Genomic DNA, 16,222 nt, shown 5'->3' with positions numbered 1-16,222 from the left:
ATACCACTCGCCGAAGGCCGCCCCGATCCCCCACCGGGGCGGCCACCGCGAGGGTAACTAGACCACCCTCTTGAGCGCCGGAGTCGCCGGCGGGCGGTCCACAGACATCGCGTTCTGAACAACTGCCGTGATCTCGGCATCGAGAGAGCGCACCAGATGCCCGTACCGGTCCACCGTCGTCGTGATCGACTCATGCCCTAGGCGCCCCTGAATGGCGGGCAGAGGAACGTTCCTCTCGATGAGCCATGCAACGTGCGTGTGCCGCAGGTCATGAATCCGAGGGCGCTTCGTCAGCCCCTTCTGGACGGCAGCTCGCACCGCTGGCGCCCAGCAACGCTCATGGAAGTTCGAATGGCGCCAGTACTTCCCGCTAGGCGTAAGGAAGACGTATGCGTCCGGCCCCTTACCAGCGATCAGGCGTCGGGCCATGGTCACTTGAGCAGGGGAGAGCGCCACCCTGCGCCGAGACTTCCGTGACTTGGGCGGACCGAGCTTCAACGGGTCCGTGCTGCCCTTCTTGGCGCGCTTCCAGGCGCGTTGGACCGATGCGGTAGGCGTGCTGGACCCGAGACTGAGGTCGCGCACTTGCAGCGCTGTGGCTTCACCCCATCGCATCCCAGTACCCACAAGCCAGTCCGCCAGGTCGCGTGCTGCGGGGTCGACGATCTCCTGAGCGAGGCGCTGATACTCGTCCCGCTCCAAGAACGTCATCTCCTCCTCGGTGTGGCTGTCCACCCGCGGCAAACGGGTCTTCGTGCAGCAGTTGACCGTGCGCAGCTGCGGCGTGGCGTCGACAGCTGCTTGCACGATCGAGAACATGAGGCCGTGCCGGTTGGAGATGGATTTGGGGCTGGCCGGTTTGCGGATCCACTTGTCAGCTTCCGTCGGGTGCGGTTGCCCCGTTTCCTCGGCTCGGATCCAGTCCTGCACGTCGTCCGCGGTGATGTTGCAGATAGTCGCAGGCCCGACGTGCCCATTCAGCTCGGTGTGCCGAATGCGCGACAGATGGAGCCTGACCTCGCTCAGGTAGTCATCCCGGGTGCGGTCTTCAATGCCCGTCAGCCTGTTGATGTACCGCTCGGCCCACGCGGTGAACGGCATGTCGCCGGGAACTGCTGCGGCCTCAACGAAGCCCTGCCCGCGTACCCACCCGTGAGGCCACCGCTCGCCGTGGGCCACGACGAGCAACTTGAACTGTTCGGCCGGCATCTCCTCGGCGAAGTTCTCGGACTCCCACGTTCCGCCGCGTCCCCCTTGGAGCCATCGGACTTGGTAGGTGAAGGAGCCATCCTTACGCTCGCGCTTCCTGATGGTCGCCATGGTAGGACGATAGGCCCATTTCCGGGGTGGCGTTTGGCCTGCGTTTGGCCACAAAATGAAACAAGATCAAGGCCTCACCTGAACATGCAGGTGAGGCCTTGATCATCGAGCGCTCGGTTCGGGACCGTAAACCGAACCCAGCGCCCGGGCTCTGAAGTGGGTACCGCCCGACGGGACGAGGCCGGCGCGACAGGACGTTCGCACCGCCGGGCGGAGCTTGGTGGGGGAGGTGGGCCGGCGGGCGGAGTCCGGCGCAGCCGGGCGAAGCCTGCGGAGCAGTGCGAGCGCGGCCGGGAGAAGTGGTCGTTCGCACCGCCGGGCGGAGTCGAGTGGGGGAGGGGTACGAGGCTCCCCCAAGCCCGTAAGGCGGGATCGCGGCGGCGGGCGATTGGTTTGGCCCTGGCGTCCTTCCTTCAGGTCAAGAAGGGGCCGGGGCGGACCTTGACCACCGCACTGGCATCGACGCGCCGCCGCGATCACCGGGTCGTCCGAAACCACCGGCCACCCCTCATCCGGGCCGATGGTTCGGACTGCGTACGGACCCGACCTCCCGTCAGGTCCGTACGCGGTCTGGGGAGATGCGACCGGGGATCAGTCCTCGCGCAGGGCGCGGACCGCCTCCTCCACGCGCTTGCCGTACTCGGCGTCCGCCGCGTGGAAGTGGGCCAGGTTCTTCTCGATCACGTCGTCGCGGGAGACTTGCGAGAGGCCGCCGGCGATGTTGGCGATCAGGCGGGACTTCTCGTCGTCCGACATCAGCCGGTACAGCTCGCCCGCCTGGAAGAAGTCGTCGTCCTTGACGTGGGTGGGAGCGGCGTGGGTGCCGGTCCAGCCCGCGACCGCCAGCGGGGCGGACAGCGCCGCGTCCGTCTGGGACGGGCCCGCGTAGGAGTTGGGCTCGTAGTTCTTGTCGTGGCGCGAGCCGTAGCGCGTCGCCATCAGGCCGTCGCGGCCGTAGTTGTCCGCCACCGTCGCCTTGGGCGCGTTCACCGGCAGCTGGGTGTGGTTGACGCCCAGACGGTAGCGGTGGGCGTCCGCGTACGCGAAGAGGCGGCCCTGGAGCATCTTGTCGGGCGACGGGCCGATACCGGGAACGAAGTTGTTCGGGGAGAAGGCCGCCTGCTCCACCTCCGCGAACACGTTGTCCGGGTTGCGGTCCAGGACCAGGCGCCCGACCCGCTGCAGCGGGTAGTCCGCGTGCGGCCACACCTTCGTCAGGTCGAAGGGGTTGAAGCGGTAGTCCGCCGCCTCGGACGCCGGCATGACCTGGACGTACAGCGTCCAGGACGGGTTCACGCCCCGCTCGATCGCCTGGAGGAGGTCGGTCTGGTGGCTGTTCGCGTCCTTGCCGACCAGCTCGGCCGCCTGCTCCGACGAGAGGGAGCGCACGCCCTGGTTCGTCTTGAAGTGGTACTTCACGAAGAAGGCCTCGCCCGCCTCGTTCGTCCACTGGTAGGTGTGCGAGCCGTAGCCGTTCATGTGGCGGTACGACGCCGGGATGCCTCGGTCGCCCATCAGCCAGGTGATCTGGTGCGTCGCCTCGGGGGCGTGCGCCCAGAAGTCCCAGACGTTGTCCGGCTCCTGCTTGCCCGTGAACGGGTCGCGCTTCTGGGAGTGGATGAAGTCGGGGAACTTGATCGGGTCCTTGATGAAGAAGACCGGGGTGTTGTTGCCGACGAGGTCGTAGTTGCCCTCTTCGGTGTAGAACTTGAGCGCGAAGCCGCGCGGGTCGCGGACCGCGTCCGCGCCGCCGAGCGAGTCCGCCACCGTGGAGAAGCGGATGAACGTCTCGGTGCGCTTGCCGACCTGCGAGAGGAAGTCGGCCTTGGTGAAGCCGGTGACGTCGTCGGTCACCTCGAAGTAGCCGTACGCGCCGGAGCCGCGGGCGTGGACCACACGCTCCGGGATCCGCTCACGGTTGAAGCGCGCGAGCTTCTCCAGCAGGTGCTGGTCCTGGAGGAGGATGGGGCCACCGACGCCGGCGGTGGCGGAGTTCTGGTTGTCGGCGACGGGGGCGCCGGACTCGGTCGTAAGCACGCGCTTCGACATCGTGACCTTCCGTACGGGAGCTGCACTGCTGAGCGGTCTGCGGTGTCAGGAGCGTAGGTACGCCCCGAAGCGAACGTCAACAGTTTGTTGAAAATGAAGTGGGGTGTTCCGGGCGGCGGCGACGCCTGGGCGCGACAGGACAGGTGTCAGCGCCACCGCCGCCCGGAAGTCTGGGGGAGCCGGAAGGCTCGTCAGGCGGGGGTCAGAGCTGGGCGCCGGAGAGGCGCTCGACCGCGCGCAGCAGCGCCGAGTGGTCCAGGCCGCCGTCGCCCTGGGCGCGCAGCGAGGCCACCAGCTGGGCGACGACCGCGCCGACCGGGAGCGCCGCACCGACGTTGCGGGCGGCGTCGGTGACGATGCCCATGTCCTTGTGGTGCAGGTCGATGCGGAAGCCCGGCGCGAAGTTCCGGTTGAGGAAGTTGTCCTTCTTGCGGGTCAGCACGGTCGAACCGGCCAGGCCGCCGTTGAGGACGTCGAGCGCCGCCGCGAGGTCCACGCCCGACTTCTCCAGGAAGACCACGGCCTCGGCGCACGCCTGGATGTTGACCGCCACGATGAGCTGGTTGGCGGCCTTCACCGTCTGGCCGGAGCCGTGCGGGCCGCAGAGCACGATGGTCTTGCCCAGCGCGTCGAAGATGGCCTTGGCCTCGTCGAAGTCGGCCTTGTCGCCGCCGACCATGATGGAGAGCACGGCCTCGATGGCGCCGGCCTCGCCGCCGGAGACCGGGGCGTCCAGGACGCGGACGCCCTTGTCCTTGGCGTTCTTCGCCAGGTCGACCGAGGTCTGCGGGGTGATCGAGGACATGTCGATCAGGAGGGCGCCCTGCTTGGCGTTGGCCAGGATGCCGGCCTCGCCGTAGGCGATGGCCTCGACCTGCGGGGACGCCGGGACCATGGTGATGATCACGTCCGCGTCCTTGACCGCGTCCGCGATCGAGGCCGCCGCGGTGCCACCGGCGGCGGCCAGGCGGTCCAGCTTGTCCTGCTCCAGGGTGAAGCCGGTGACGGAGTAACCCGCCTTGATCAGGTTCTCGGACATGGGCGAACCCATGATGCCGAGGCCGATCCACGCGATCGCCGGGCGGGTGGGCTGGGAAGAACCGGCAGGGTTGCTCATGGGGGTGCCTCTCTAACTGCTGTGGTACGTCAAGAAGTTCAGGGGGAGGCCGCGGCCTCAGTGCGCCGCGCGGGCCTCGGCCGGGAGCCACTCGAAGGACGCGGCCGCGTCGGCGGCTTTGTACTCCAGGCCGATCCATCCGTCGTAACCCGCCTTCGCGAGCTGGTCGAGCAGCGCCTCAAGGGGCAGCGAGCCGGTGCCCGGCGCGCCGCGGCCCGGGTTGTCGGCGATCTGCACATGGCCGGTCTTGTCCGCGTAGGCCTCGATGACCTGGGAGACGTCCTCGCCGTTCATCGACAGGTGGTAGATGTCGAGGAGGAACTTGGCGTTGCCGAGGCCCGTCGCCGCGTTGACCTTGTCGACGACCTCGATCGCGGACGGGGCGCTCACCAGCGGGTAGAGCGGCGACTCCGGCTTGTTGAGGGCCTCGACCAGGAGGATCGCGCCGATCCGGTCGGCCGCGCGGGCGGCCAGCACCAGGTTCTCCAGCGCGAGCGCGTCCTGCACCTGCGGGTCGGCGTCCTCCACCCGGTTGCCGTAGAGCGCGTTGAGCGCCTTGCAGCCCACCGAGGCGGCGAAGTCGGCCGCGACCTCGATGTTGGCGCGGAAGCGGTCCGACTCCTCGCCGGGTACGGAGAGGGCTCCGCGGTCGGGCCCCGGCAGGGCGCCCGCGTAGAAGTTCAGACCCACCAGCTGCGTGCCGGCCTCGTCGAGCGCCTTCTTCAGGGCGTCGAGCTCGGCCTGCGCCGGAGTGGGGGTTTCGATCCAGGGCCACCACAGCTCGACCGCCGTGAAGCCCGCCGCGGCGGCGGCCGCGGGGCGCTCCAGGAGCGGGAGTTCCGTGAAGAGGATCGAGAGGTTCACATCGAAGCGCTGGTCCGAGACGCGATCATGCTGAAAAAGAGGAGCCATGAGGTTCGGCGCTCCTTCCGTATTGCGGAAGTTACTTTCTGCTTGATGGAAGGTTGCAGGGTGGGCGGCGAGCTTGTCAAGGGGCCCGTCCGATCGGCCTCCCGGATCTCGCGATCCGGGCAGTAGGTTGTGCGCGTGCGATTGAGAGTGGAGTTCACGACCGAGCCCTTCGACCTGGACGAGGCGCCGCCGCATGCGGTGGCCGCCCGTGAGGTCCTGCAGACGGCGGCGCTCGACGCCGTGGACGTGGGCCCCTTCGGCAACACCGCCGAGGGCGGCGCCGACCAGGTGCTCACCGCCGTCGACGCGCTGCTGCGCAAGTCCCTGGCGGCCGGTGCCACCCGGGTGTCGCTCCAGGTCAACGTGGTGGGGGAGGGTGAGAAGTGACCGAGCCTGCCGACCACCCGCTGGTCACGGCGGTCAAGCCGCTGGTGGACGCCATGGGGGCGGAGATACTGGGCCCCGACCAGGCCCAGCCCGACGACGTGGTGCTCAGCTGGGAGGGCGAGGACGTCATCGCGGTGCGGCTGCCGCAGCTGTCGGACTCCCTCGATCACATCCTGGCCGCCATGGAGCGCCGCCACGGCAAGCCGCTGGCCGAGCTCGACCGCAAGGCCAAGCAGTCGGTCGTACGGACCCTGGAGGCGCGCGGAGCCTTCTCCGTACGCCATGGGGTGGAGACCGTCGCGTCTGCCCTCGGGGTCAGCCGCTTCACCGTGTACAACTACCTGAACAGGGAAAACGCGGCCAAAAGCGAGTGAGAACGCCCACCTGCGAGCCGTGCTCGCCGAGCCGCCGTCCGGGATCCCGGGCGGCGGCTTTTTGTTGCTCCAAGTTTTCAACAAAGTGTTGACGGGATGTTTCCGAGGGCGTTAGCTATCCGCAGCCCGTCCAGCACCCAGGCCACGGAGGCCGTTCGTGACTTCGACCTCGACGCCGGGCCTCGCCCGGTTCAACACCTCCGACGACAGCACGGCGCTCGCCGCGCTCCACGAGGTGTGCGCCAGCTCGGCATGGGGGAGCAAGCTGCTCGCCCAGCGCCCGTACGCCACCGTCGACGCGCTCTTCGCCGCCAGCGACGCCGCCATGGCCGAGCTGGACGTGAAGGACCTGGAAGAGGCGATGGCCGGGCACCCGCCGATCGGGCGGCCGAAGCCCGGCGACCCGACCTCCGCCCGCGAGCAGCGGGGGATGGCCGGCGCCACGGAAGAGCTCAAGGCCGAGATGCTCGAACTCAACCTGGCGTACCAGGACCGGTTCGGCCATGTCTTCCTGATCTGCGCCACCGGGGCCACCGGTGAGCAGATGCGCGACGCGATGAAGGCCAGGATCGGCAACACCGCCGAGGCGGAGCGCGAGATCGTGCGCGCCGAACTCGGGAAGATCAACCGAATCCGGCTGACCCGTCTCGTGGAAACAGCAGAAGAGGACAGGGACTGATGAGCACCGCCACCACCGCTTCGGTGTCCACGCACATCCTGGACACCAGCATCGGGCGCCCCGCCGAGGGCGTCGCCATCTCGCTCGCCGCCCGCTCGGGCCGCGACGCCGGGTGGGTGGCGCTCGGCGGATCCGCGACCGACGCGGACGGGCGCTGCAAGGACCTGCCGGCGCTGCCGGAGGGCACGACCCACGTACGGCTCGACTTCGAGGTCGAGCAGTACTTCAGCAAGAACGACGACCAGCAAGCCGAGGCGCAGCAGGACGCCCCCCGCGTAAGGGACAGCGGTGCGTTCTTCCCGGAGGTGGCGATCACGTTCGCCGTCGTGCCGGGCGAGCACTTCCACGTACCGCTGCTGCTCAACCCGTTCGGCTACTCCGTTTACCGAGGGAGCTAGCAGACATGACTGACATTTCCCGCCCCAATCGCCCCGTGATCCTCGGCCAGAACCAGTACGGCAAAGCAGAGAACCGCGTCGTCAAGATCACGCGGGACGGCGACACGCACCACATCAAGGACCTGAACGTCTCGGTCGCCCTCTCCGGCGACATGGAGGACGTGCACTACTCCGGCTCGAACGCGAACGTCCTGCCGACGGACACCACCAAGAACACGGTGTTCGCCTTCGCCAAGGAGCACGGCATCGAGTCCGCCGAGCAGTTCGGCATCCACCTCGCCCGTCACTTCGTGACGTCGCAGGAGCCGATCCACCGGGCGCGCATCCGCATCGAGGAGTACGCCTGGGAGCGGATCGCCACCTCCGACGCCAACTCCAAGTTCATCGGCTCGGACGAGGTGCGCCACTCCTTCGCCCGCAAGGGCCAGGAGCTGCGCACCACCCAGATCACCTTCGACGGTGAGAACTGGGAGGTCATCTCGGGCCTGAAGGACCTCACGGTGATGAACTCCACCAACTCGGAGTTCTGGGGCTACGTCAAGGACAAGTACACGACGCTGAAGGAGGCGTACGACCGCATCCTGTGCACCGACGTCTCCGCCGCCTGGCGTTACAACTGGACCAGCGACGAAGACCGGATGCCCAACTGGGAGAAGTCGTACGAGCAGGCCAAGAAGCACATCCTGCAGGCCTTCGCCGAGACGTACTCGCTCTCGCTCCAGCAGACCCTGTACCAGATGGGTTCGCGGGTCATCAACAGCCGCAGTGAGATCGACGAGATCCGCTTCTCCCTGCCGAACAACCACCACTTCCTGGTCGACCTCGAACCGTTCGGGCTCAAGAACGACAACGAGGTCTACTTCGCGGCGGACCGGCCCTACGGTCTGATCGAGGCCACCGTCCTGCGGGACGGCGTCGAGCCGCGGATCCCGGTCGACATGACCAACCTCTGACGCGGAGCGCCCCCGGACCCCGCCGCCCGGGGGCGCGTTCCCTCCCTCGGCACCCGTGGGCCTCCCGGCCCCGGCACTCAAATCCTCTAGGGTCCTGCCGTGCCCACTCATTGACGGAAAGAAGAGGAAGCACGATGGCACCATCGGCAGCCCAGCGCATCGTCATCGAGAACTGTGCGATCGCGACCGTAGACGCCGACGACACCGAGTACGCCTCGGGGTACCTCGTCGTCGCCGACAACAAGATCGAGTCGATCGGCGCGGGCAGCGCCCCGGAGGGCGTCACGAACGTGGTCCGGCGCATCGACGCCACCGGCCACCTGGTCACCCCCGGCCTGGTCAACACGCACCACCACTTCTACCAGTGGATCACGCGCGGCCTGGCCACCGACCACAACCTCTTCAACTGGCTCGTGGCGCTCTACCCCACCTGGGCGCGCATCGACGAGCAGATGGGCCGCGTCGCCGCGCAGGGCTCGCTCGCCATGATGGCCCGTGGCGGTGTCACCACCGCGATGGACCACCACTACGTCTACCCGCGGAACGCGGGCGACCTCTCCGGCGCGATCATCGGCGCCGCCTCCGAGATGGGCGTACGGTTCACCCTCGCCCGCGGCTCCATGGACCGCAGCAAGAAGGACGGCGGTCTGCCGCCGGACTTCGCCGTCGAGACCCTGGAGGGCGCGCTCGCCGGGACGGAGGAGACCGTCGACCGGTTCCACGACGCCTCGTTCGGCTCGATGACCCAGGTCGCGGTCGCCCCCTGCTCGCCGTTCTCGGTCTCCACCGAACTCATGAAGCAGGGCGCCGAGTTGGCCCGCCGCAAGGGCGTACGGCTGCACACCCACGGCTCGGAGACCGTGGAGGAGGAGCAGTTCTGCAAGGAGCTGTTCGGCATGGGCCCCACCGACTACTTCGAGTCGACCGGCTGGCTCGGCCAGGACGTGTGGATGGCGCACTGCGTCCACATGAACGACTCCGACATCGCCGCGTTCGCCCGCACCGGCACGGGCGTCGCCCACTGCCCGTCCTCCAACGCGCGGCTCGCGGCCGGTATCGCCCGCGTCCCCGACATGCTGAAGGCGGGTGTCCCGGTCGGTCTCGGTGTCGACGGCACCGCCTCCAACGAGTCCGGTGAGCTCCACACCGAGCTGCGCAACGCGCTCCTGATCAACCGTCTCGGCGCTCACCGCGAGGCCGCCCTCAACGCCCGCCAGGCGCTGCGGCTCGGTACGTACGGCGGCGCCCAGGTGCTCGGCCGCGCGGCCGAGATCGGCTCCCTCGAAGCCGGCAAGCTCGCCGACTTCGTGCTCTGGAAGCTCGACACCCTGGCCCACGCCTCCATCGCCGACCCGGTCACGGCACTGGTCTTCGGCGCCGCCGCCCCGGTGACGGCGTCGTTCGTCAATGGCAAGCAGATCGTCGAGGACAACCGGCTCCTCACGGTCGACGAGGACGCCATCGCCCGCGACACGCGGGCCGAGGCGCAGCGCCTCGCGCGGATCGCCGCGCAGGACTGATCCCGGCCCGGGATTCCCGCCCAGGAGTCCGGCCGAGGGGGACGGCCCTCGGCCGGTCGCCGTGGACCCGAGCGGGGTCCGCGGCAGCCGCGCCCGGGGGGTGCGCACCACATGGACGTGCGCACCCCCCGGGACGGTGACCCGTGCCCATCCCCGCACGGTCGCACCGCCGCTCCACGCCGCACCCCGTACCCGTACGAGACCCTGCCGTGCGCCGTACGTAACACCGCCGCATCACGCACGCGTCACACTGCACCACCTCCCTGACACCCGCGTCGCCGCCGACGCGTAACTGACCGGAGGAACCGCCCGTGGCCCCGCAGCCCAGGTTTCGCAACGATGCAGTCACTCCCGACCCCGCCACTCAGAAGCACCCGGTCGACGAGACCCTGCCCCCACTGAAGATGTTCACCAGCGGCCTCCAGCACGTGGCCGCGATGTACGCGGGCGTGGTGGCCCCGCCCATGGTCGTCGGGCCCGCCGTAGGGCTCACCGCCAAGGAGACCGCGTTCCTGATCGGCGCGAGTCTCTTCACCGCCGGGCTCGCCACCCTGCTCCAGACCATCGGGTTCTGGAGGGTCGGCGCCCGGCTCCCGTTCGTCAACGGCGTCTCGTTCGCCGGTGTCACGCCGATGATCGCCATCGGCAAGGACCGCGGCCACCAGGGCATGGCCGTCATCTTCGGGGCGGTGATCGTTGCCAGTGTGCTGGGCTTCGTGCTCGCCCCGTACTTCAGCAGGCTGCTCCGCTTCTTCCCGCCCGTCGTCACCGGCACCGTGATCACCCTGATAGGCGTCTCGCTGCTGCCGGTCGCCTTCCGCTGGGCCCAGGGCGGCAACGCCACCGCCCACGACTACGGTTCGATGAAGAACATCGGGATGGCCGCGCTCACCCTGGTCGTCGTGCTGGCGCTGCGCAGGCTGCTGCGCGGGTTCCTCCAGCAGATCGCGATTCTGCTCGGCCTGGTCGTCGGCACGCTGATCGCCGTGCCGTTCGGCATGACCAGCCTGGACGCGATCCGCGGCGCGGACGCGGTCGGCTTCCCCACGCCGTTCCACTTCGGCGCCCCGCACTTCGAGGCCGCCGCCATCGTCTCGATGTGCATCGTGATGCTGGTCTGCATGACCGAGTCGACCGCCGACATGCTGGCGCTCGGCAAGATCGTGGGGCGGCCGGCCGACGAGCGGACCATCGAGGGCGGACTGCGCGCCGACACCCTCGGCAGCGCGCTCAGCCCGCTCTTCAACGGCTTCATGGCCAGCGCGTTCGCCCAGAACATCGGCCTGGTCGCGATGACCAAGGTGCGCAGCCGCTTCGTGGTCGCCACCGGCGGCGGCATCCTCATCCTGCTCGGCCTGTGCCCGGTGGCCGCCTCCGTGATCGCGCTGGTCCCGCTGCCGGTCCTTGGTGGCGCGGGCATCGTGCTCTTCGGCTCGGTCGCGGCCAGCGGCATCCAGACGCTGTCCACGGCGGCCCTGGACAAGGGTGAGAACGCCCTGATCGTCGCGGCCGCGCTCGGCATCGGGCTGATCCCGATCGCCGCGCCGACCTTCTACGACGCCTTCCCGGAGAACGTCCGGGTGGTGCTCGACTCCGGCATCTCCACCGGCTGTGTGGTCGCGATCGTGCTCAACCTGGCCTTCAACCACCTTGGCCGGAAGGCGGGTTCGGAGGAGTCGGCGGTGTTGCCGGAACCCGTGGCGGCCGCGCACTGAGCCCGCTGTGCCCGGCCCGCGCGCGAGCGGCGCGTACGACACCCAGCCCGTGTCGTACGCGCCGCTCTCTCATGCGGGCGCCCGGATCAGTCGATGTGGTACGGATCGCCGTATACGTGCCAGTCGAGCGGTGTGTCGAGGTTGAGGTTGCCCTTCTTCAGGAACACCCGCTGCTCGGTGTCGACGCGGCTGGTGTCGCTGTGCGCCTCCTCCTGCTTCATCGCCCATACCCGGGCGTCGAGGAAGGCGTTGAGGTACTTCGTCTCGTCGCCGCCCTGAGCCGGCGGCTTCGCCTTGGCCAGGGCCTTCTTGCGGATGCTGCTGAAGCTGGTGGGGTCGGTGCCGTCGCCGTGCATGACGATGGCGTCGTAGTAGATGAACTGGCCGAGCGTGCCCACTCCGTCGGCCTTGCCCTGCTTGACGGCCGGGTCGAAGTAGACCCGGTCGCGCTCGTCGTTCTGGGCGTGCTTGAAGGCGGTCTCGGAGGCGGCCGTCTTCCAGTCCTTGGTGAAGCTGGGGTCGAGCCCGGCGTGCGAGTCGCTCCCGTTCACCTTGCGCAGCGCGGGCAGGTACTTCTGGAGCACGTTCCCGGGCTCGCGGGCGGAGTAGAGCTCGACCAGGTCCAGCATGTCGCCGGTGCCGGAGCAGAACCCGATGATCCCGGCGGTGTAGCCCCGGCCGTCGCCGATGTCCTCGATGTACTTGTACTGGCCCTTCCAGTTCAGTGAGGAGTTCTCCGCGCTGGAGACGAGCTCCATCGCGATTTCCTTCTTGGCCGGGTCGTCGAGCCCGGTCGCCGTTGCTGCCATGGGGGCATTGTGGCTGGTCACGGCGGTGGCCGTGGCCGCGGGTACGGCGATCACGGCGGCGCCGACCACAGCCGACGCGGTGATCCTGAGACGACGTGCGAGGGCGCTGCGGTGGGGGGTGAGCACCTGAACCTCCTGGGGGAGTTCGTCGTTCACTGTTTTGTTAGGAAACTTTCCTACCACTACCCCGACCGAGGCGTACAGCCTTGTGTCACAAGGAAGTTGAAGAATCCGGCCGCGTCGGGTTCAGTTCACCCGGTGAATGAATCGAGCCGGGTGGAGGCGTTCAGCGACGGTGTCTTCGCCATCGCGATCACCCTCCTGATCCTGGAAATCAAGGTCCCCCCGCACGCGGGCGACCACCTCTGGAGCGATCTGGCCGACCAGTGGCCCTCGTACGCCGCCTATGTGGTCAGCTTCCTGGTCATCGGCATCATGTGGGTCAACCACCACACGCTCTTCAGCTATGTGGCACGCGTCGACCGCACGCTGATGTTCCTCAATCTGCTGCTGCTCATGACCGTCGCGGCGATCCCATGGCCGGCCGGGCTGATGGCCGAATACCTCAGGGAGGACAACGCCTCACACGTGGCCGCCGCCGTCTACAGCGGGCTCATGGTCGTCATGGCCCTCAACTTCCAGGCGCTGTGGTGGCATGTGACCCGGACCGGCCACCTCTTCGACGAACGCGTCGACTTCACGGCCGCCCGGGCCACCCGCGCCCGCTTCGCGCTCGGCTCGCTCGCCTACCCGGCGACGGTGCTGCTCGCCTTCGTCTCGGCGCCACTGACGCTCGCCGCGCACGGGGTGCTCGCGGTGTACTACGGCTTCAACCAGCTCAGGGTCCCCACGAGGGACCCTGTCTGACGTTCCGGGCGGCCGCGGGCAGGAGCGACCCGGCCGGGGGGTGCCCAACGGGCCTTCCGGTCGGCCGGGGCGCTGCTCCTCGCCACGGCCGCCGCCGTGGCCGCCGGGCTCAGGCGGCCCAGCCCGGATCCCGCCCGCTGAGCCCGACCGCCCGGTCGAGGAGCGGGGCTTCCTTCGGCACCTCGACGACCGGCCCGAACGCGGGGGCGCGCCTCGCGTCGTCCCGGCTCGCGTCGAGGAAGCCGTGGACGACCTCCAGGCTCGCGGAGCCCGGATCGTACGGCTGGCCGGTGGCCCGCGCCAGGTCCCAGCCGTGCACGACGAGTTCGTCGAGCGCGACCAAGCCCGCGATCGCGGCGGGGAAGGTGACGCCGCCCGCCTGGGTGTCCCCGTCCCAGGCGTCCGGCGCGCGCCACGCCTCGGCCAGCGAGGCCAGCCGCCCGGGCAGTCCGGTGCGCCAGTCCGCGGGCAGCACGGGCGTGACGGACCCGGGGTCGGTGGCGGTGGAGGGCCCGAACTCCTTGCGGGCGGCCGCGTCGAAGGCGGTGGTGAGCCCGTCGATGTGCCCGAGGAGCTCGCGTACGGAGTACTTCGGGCAGGGCGTCGGCGCCCCGAGCTGATCGTCCCGTACGCCGCCGAGCAGGCGGGTCACGGCGCGGGCGGCGGGGCCGAGGTCGGGCCGGGGGGTCTGTGTGTGCGTATCCATGCCAGTGCAGACCGGGCCGGCGGCCGGAACTCATCGCGTCCGGCGGAACTTTCCCTACGGGCACGGCGCGACCGGATCCGTCCGCCCTCTTGCCGCACGCCGCCACCTGTGCGATATAGGTCTGGACCATCCCGTACGGAGGCGGAGGGAGGGACCAGTCGTGCGACACCCCGTCCGATACGCCGTGTTGGTCTGCGCCGCCCTCGCCCTCGCCGCCTGCTCGGCCACCGCCGACGAGCGGGACGGGCGCGCGCCCACCGTGCCCGGCGGGGTGACCGCGCAGGCCGGCAGCGCCACCTCCGTGCACGTCATGTGGGAGGCGTCGGCCGACGACAAGGGCGTCACCGGCTACGAGGTCCTCCAGCGGGGCGCACGGGTCAAGGCGGTGCCCGGCGAGAAGCACATGACCGACGTCGACGGGCTCGCCCCGGCGACCGCCTACAGCTTCACCGTGCGCGCCCGCGACGCCGCCGGGAACCTCTCGGCCCCCAGCGCCCCCGTGGCCGTCACCACGCCCGCCCCCACTCCCGCCGACCACGGCCCGCCCACCGCGCCGGGTGCCCTGCGGGGCCGGGCCGACGGGAGCCGCGCGGTGACGCTGAGCTGGCGGCGGGCGACGGACGACGTGGGCGTCACCTCGTACGACATCTACCAGGAGGACGTGCGCATCCACAGCGTCTCCGGCAGCGCGACCGGCGCCCGGGTCACCGGACTGCGGCCCGGGACCGTCTACACCTTCACCGTGCGGGCCCGCGACGCCGCCGACAACTCCTCGCCGGACAGCGACCCCGTCGACCTGACCACGGCGCCGGCGCCGGGCGCGCCCGCCAGTACCGCGCCCACCGAGCTGAGCGCACGTTACGGCGAGGCGGCGGGGGTGCCGACCGTGGAGCTGTCCTGGCGCCCACCGGACACGGGCGGCCCGGTCACCTCGTACCAGCTCTTCCTCGACGGACGCTTCACCACCACGATCGTGTTCGGCGCGGGCCCGCCCCCGGGCCGGGCGTCGTACACGCTCACCGTCGCCGCCGAGAAGCCGGGCACCCGCTACAGCGTCAAACTCCGGGCCCGGCTGCCCGACGGCACATGGGGCGACCTCTCGGCCCAGCGGACCGTCGTCATCGGCGGCCGGGGCGCTACGAGTTGAGCCGGCGCCCGCCGAACGCGCCCGATCCGTCCGCCTGTTGCCACCACTTCTCCAGCCCGCTCTGGTCCATCGCGCTCCAGTCCGGCGTCCGCTGGACCAGGCCGACGCCCAGTTGGCGGCCCAGCTCGACCATGGACCGGCCGGTCGCGGCCCGGCCCGTGTCGTAGGCGCGCAGCGCCGCCTGCCAGTCAGGTGTGCCGGTCAGGCACGACTCCAGGGCGGTGGCGTCCTGGAGCGCCTTGACCGCGCCGCCGCCGGTGTGCGGGCGGGCCACCGTCGCCGCGTCGCCCGCGAGGACGAGCCGGCCGCCGGCGTAGTGCGGCGCGGTGAAGTCGTACATCGGCTGGACGAAGAGCTCGTCGGCGGTGGTCGTGCGCACCAACTGGCCCCAGTAGGGCGCGAGCTGCGTGTCCGCGATGTGGGCGAGCCGGGTGTGCAGGGTGGCCGCGAGGGTGCCCGGCGGGAGGCTGGTCGGGTTGTCGAAGCGCAGATCGAGGTCCGGGGGAGGGGCGGTGTACAGCACCCAGTTGACCCGCAGCCCGCCCCGGCCGTCGGGGATGCGGTAGATGATGACGTGCCCGCCGGGGAACACGGCGTACACACAGTCCTCGTCGGGCCACAGCTCCGGAGCCATCAGCCGATCGGCCGCGAAGGCGCCCCGCCAGGCCAGATAGCCCGCGTAGGCGGGGCGCACCTCGGGCCACGCGGCCGTGCGCACCGCCGAGCGGTAGCCGTCGGCGCCGATCACCACGTCGAACCGCTCGCTCTCGCCGGAACCGGTCGCCAGCTCCACCCCGTCCGGCGTGACCTCCACCGCGCTGACGGCCGTCCCGGCCCGGAAGTCGGCCGACTTGGGCACCCGTTCACGCAGTTCGTGCCAGAGCGGACCCCAGTTGTACGTACGGAACGGGAACGGCAGCGCCCCGATCCGCCGGCCCAGCGGGGCCGAGCCGTCCTTCACGTACCAGCACCGCCGGCTCAGCTGGAGCCACGGCATCGCGGCGTCCATGTAGCCGGCCGCCTCCAGCTCCGCGTACCGGTCGTTGTGCACGGCGAGCCCGACGCCCCGGTCCGAGAGACGGCCCGGGGCCCGTTCGAACACGGTGACCTGTGCCGCGCCGCCCCGGTGTGCCGCCAGCGCCGCGGCACATCCGGCGATACTGCCGCCGACTACGGCGACCCTGCCTCCACGTAACATCCGCTCATTCTGGCAGGGCGGATGCGGCGCGGGGCCGGAGGCGAAGGATTCGCCCCGGCCCCGCGTGGGGT

16 protein-coding genes are annotated in these 16,222 nt (G+C 70.0%); 9 read left to right on the top strand and 7 right to left on the bottom strand.

The genetic code is table 11. From position 1 onward, the window contains the following. Positions 1 to 57: 57 nt before the first annotated feature. The 4 genes from AB0G17_RS12820 to AB0G17_RS12805 all read right to left on the bottom strand — a co-directional run bounded on the left by AB0G17_RS12820 (position 58) and on the right by AB0G17_RS12805 (position 5,398). Positions 58 to 1,320, bottom strand: coding sequence for a site-specific integrase (locus AB0G17_RS12820; protein WP_361380049.1), 1,263 nt, complete (start codon positions 1,318 to 1,320; stop codon positions 58 to 60). Between the two features lie 591 nt (positions 1,321 to 1,911). Then, positions 1,912 to 3,369, bottom strand: a complete 1,458-nt coding sequence (locus AB0G17_RS12815; RefSeq protein WP_361380046.1) for a catalase — start codon at positions 3,367 to 3,369, stop codon at positions 1,912 to 1,914. 202 nt (positions 3,370 to 3,571) lie between these two features. Next, the gene (locus tag AB0G17_RS12810; RefSeq protein WP_361380043.1) at positions 3,572 to 4,486 is read right to left on the bottom strand and encodes a 2-hydroxy-3-oxopropionate reductase; all 915 of its coding nucleotides are present in this window, start codon (positions 4,484 to 4,486) and stop codon (positions 3,572 to 3,574) included. Positions 4,487 to 4,543: 57 nt separating this feature from the next. Then, positions 4,544 to 5,398 carry a TIM barrel protein gene (locus AB0G17_RS12805; protein WP_361380039.1) on the bottom strand — a complete coding sequence of 285 codons (855 nt, stop codon included), beginning with the start codon at positions 5,396 to 5,398 and terminating at the stop codon, positions 4,544 to 4,546. Positions 5,399 to 5,533: 135 nt separating this feature from the next. On the opposite strand from AB0G17_RS12805, the gene AB0G17_RS12800 reads away from it, so the two are divergent. From AB0G17_RS12800 to AB0G17_RS12770, 7 genes are all read left to right on the top strand, one after another. Beyond that, positions 5,534 to 5,785, top strand: a complete 252-nt coding sequence (locus AB0G17_RS12800; protein ID WP_101392679.1) for a hypothetical protein — start codon at positions 5,534 to 5,536, stop codon at positions 5,783 to 5,785. Then, positions 5,782 to 6,159 carry a helix-turn-helix domain-containing protein gene (locus tag AB0G17_RS12795; RefSeq protein ID WP_361380035.1) on the top strand — a complete coding sequence of 126 codons (378 nt, stop codon included), beginning with the start codon at positions 5,782 to 5,784 and terminating at the stop codon, positions 6,157 to 6,159. The genes AB0G17_RS12800 and AB0G17_RS12795 overlap by 4 nt, the downstream gene beginning before the upstream one ends. 157 nt (positions 6,160 to 6,316) lie before the next feature. Further along, positions 6,317 to 6,838, top strand: coding sequence for a 2-oxo-4-hydroxy-4-carboxy-5-ureidoimidazoline decarboxylase (gene uraD / locus AB0G17_RS12790; protein WP_361380032.1), 522 nt, complete (start codon positions 6,317 to 6,319; stop codon positions 6,836 to 6,838). Continuing rightward, a complete protein-coding gene (gene uraH / locus AB0G17_RS12785; protein ID WP_361380029.1) occupies positions 6,838 to 7,236 on the top strand; it encodes a hydroxyisourate hydrolase in 399 nt (132 codons plus the stop codon). Before uraD ends, uraH begins: the two co-directional genes overlap by 1 nt. 5 nt (positions 7,237 to 7,241) lie before the next feature. Next, positions 7,242 to 8,189 carry a factor-independent urate hydroxylase gene (gene pucL, locus AB0G17_RS12780; RefSeq protein WP_361380026.1) on the top strand — a complete coding sequence of 316 codons (948 nt, stop codon included), beginning with the start codon at positions 7,242 to 7,244 and terminating at the stop codon, positions 8,187 to 8,189. A gap of 134 nt (positions 8,190 to 8,323) precedes the next feature. Next, positions 8,324 to 9,709, top strand: coding sequence for an 8-oxoguanine deaminase (locus tag AB0G17_RS12775; RefSeq protein ID WP_361380023.1), 1,386 nt, complete (start codon positions 8,324 to 8,326; stop codon positions 9,707 to 9,709). A 404-nt stretch (positions 9,710 to 10,113) separates the two neighbouring features. Then, a complete protein-coding gene (locus tag AB0G17_RS12770; RefSeq protein WP_361380604.1) occupies positions 10,114 to 11,424 on the top strand; it encodes a nucleobase:cation symporter-2 family protein in 1,311 nt (436 codons plus the stop codon). Positions 11,425 to 11,510: 86 nt separating this feature from the next. Here the strand turns inward: AB0G17_RS12770 and AB0G17_RS12765 are convergent, their stop codons facing one another. Further along, a complete protein-coding gene (locus AB0G17_RS12765; RefSeq protein ID WP_361380601.1) occupies positions 11,511 to 12,287 on the bottom strand; it encodes a chitosanase in 777 nt (258 codons plus the stop codon). A 204-nt stretch (positions 12,288 to 12,491) separates the two neighbouring features. Between AB0G17_RS12765 and AB0G17_RS12760 the strand changes: the two genes are divergently transcribed. Continuing rightward, on the top strand, positions 12,492 to 13,100 hold the full coding sequence (locus tag AB0G17_RS12760) for a TMEM175 family protein (protein ID WP_361380020.1): 609 nt from the start codon (positions 12,492 to 12,494) through the stop codon (positions 13,098 to 13,100). Positions 13,101 to 13,209: 109 nt separating this feature from the next. Here AB0G17_RS12760 and AB0G17_RS12755 read toward each other — a convergent pair whose 3' ends face one another. Further along, positions 13,210 to 13,806 (bottom strand): TIGR03086 family metal-binding protein, encoded by a 597-nt coding sequence (locus tag AB0G17_RS12755; protein ID WP_361380017.1) that lies wholly within the window; start codon positions 13,804 to 13,806, stop codon positions 13,210 to 13,212. A 160-nt stretch (positions 13,807 to 13,966) separates the two neighbouring features. On the opposite strand from AB0G17_RS12755, the gene AB0G17_RS12750 reads away from it, so the two are divergent. Beyond that, positions 13,967 to 14,953 (top strand): fibronectin type III domain-containing protein, encoded by a 987-nt coding sequence (locus tag AB0G17_RS12750; RefSeq protein WP_361380014.1) that lies wholly within the window; start codon positions 13,967 to 13,969, stop codon positions 14,951 to 14,953. Here the strand turns inward: AB0G17_RS12750 and AB0G17_RS12745 are convergent. Continuing rightward, positions 14,943 to 16,151 carry an FAD-dependent monooxygenase gene (locus tag AB0G17_RS12745; RefSeq protein WP_361380011.1) on the bottom strand — a complete coding sequence of 403 codons (1,209 nt, stop codon included), beginning with the start codon at positions 16,149 to 16,151 and terminating at the stop codon, positions 14,943 to 14,945. The two genes, AB0G17_RS12750 and AB0G17_RS12745, sit on opposite strands and share 11 nt — an antisense overlap. Between the last annotated feature and the right edge of the window lie 71 nt (positions 16,152 to 16,222).

It is taken from the genome of Streptomyces sp. NPDC023838 (genome assembly GCF_040639555.1).
Taxonomy (GTDB): domain Bacteria; phylum Actinomycetota; class Actinomycetes; order Streptomycetales; family Streptomycetaceae; genus Streptomyces.
This window is presented reverse-complemented; position numbering and strand designations above follow the sequence as displayed.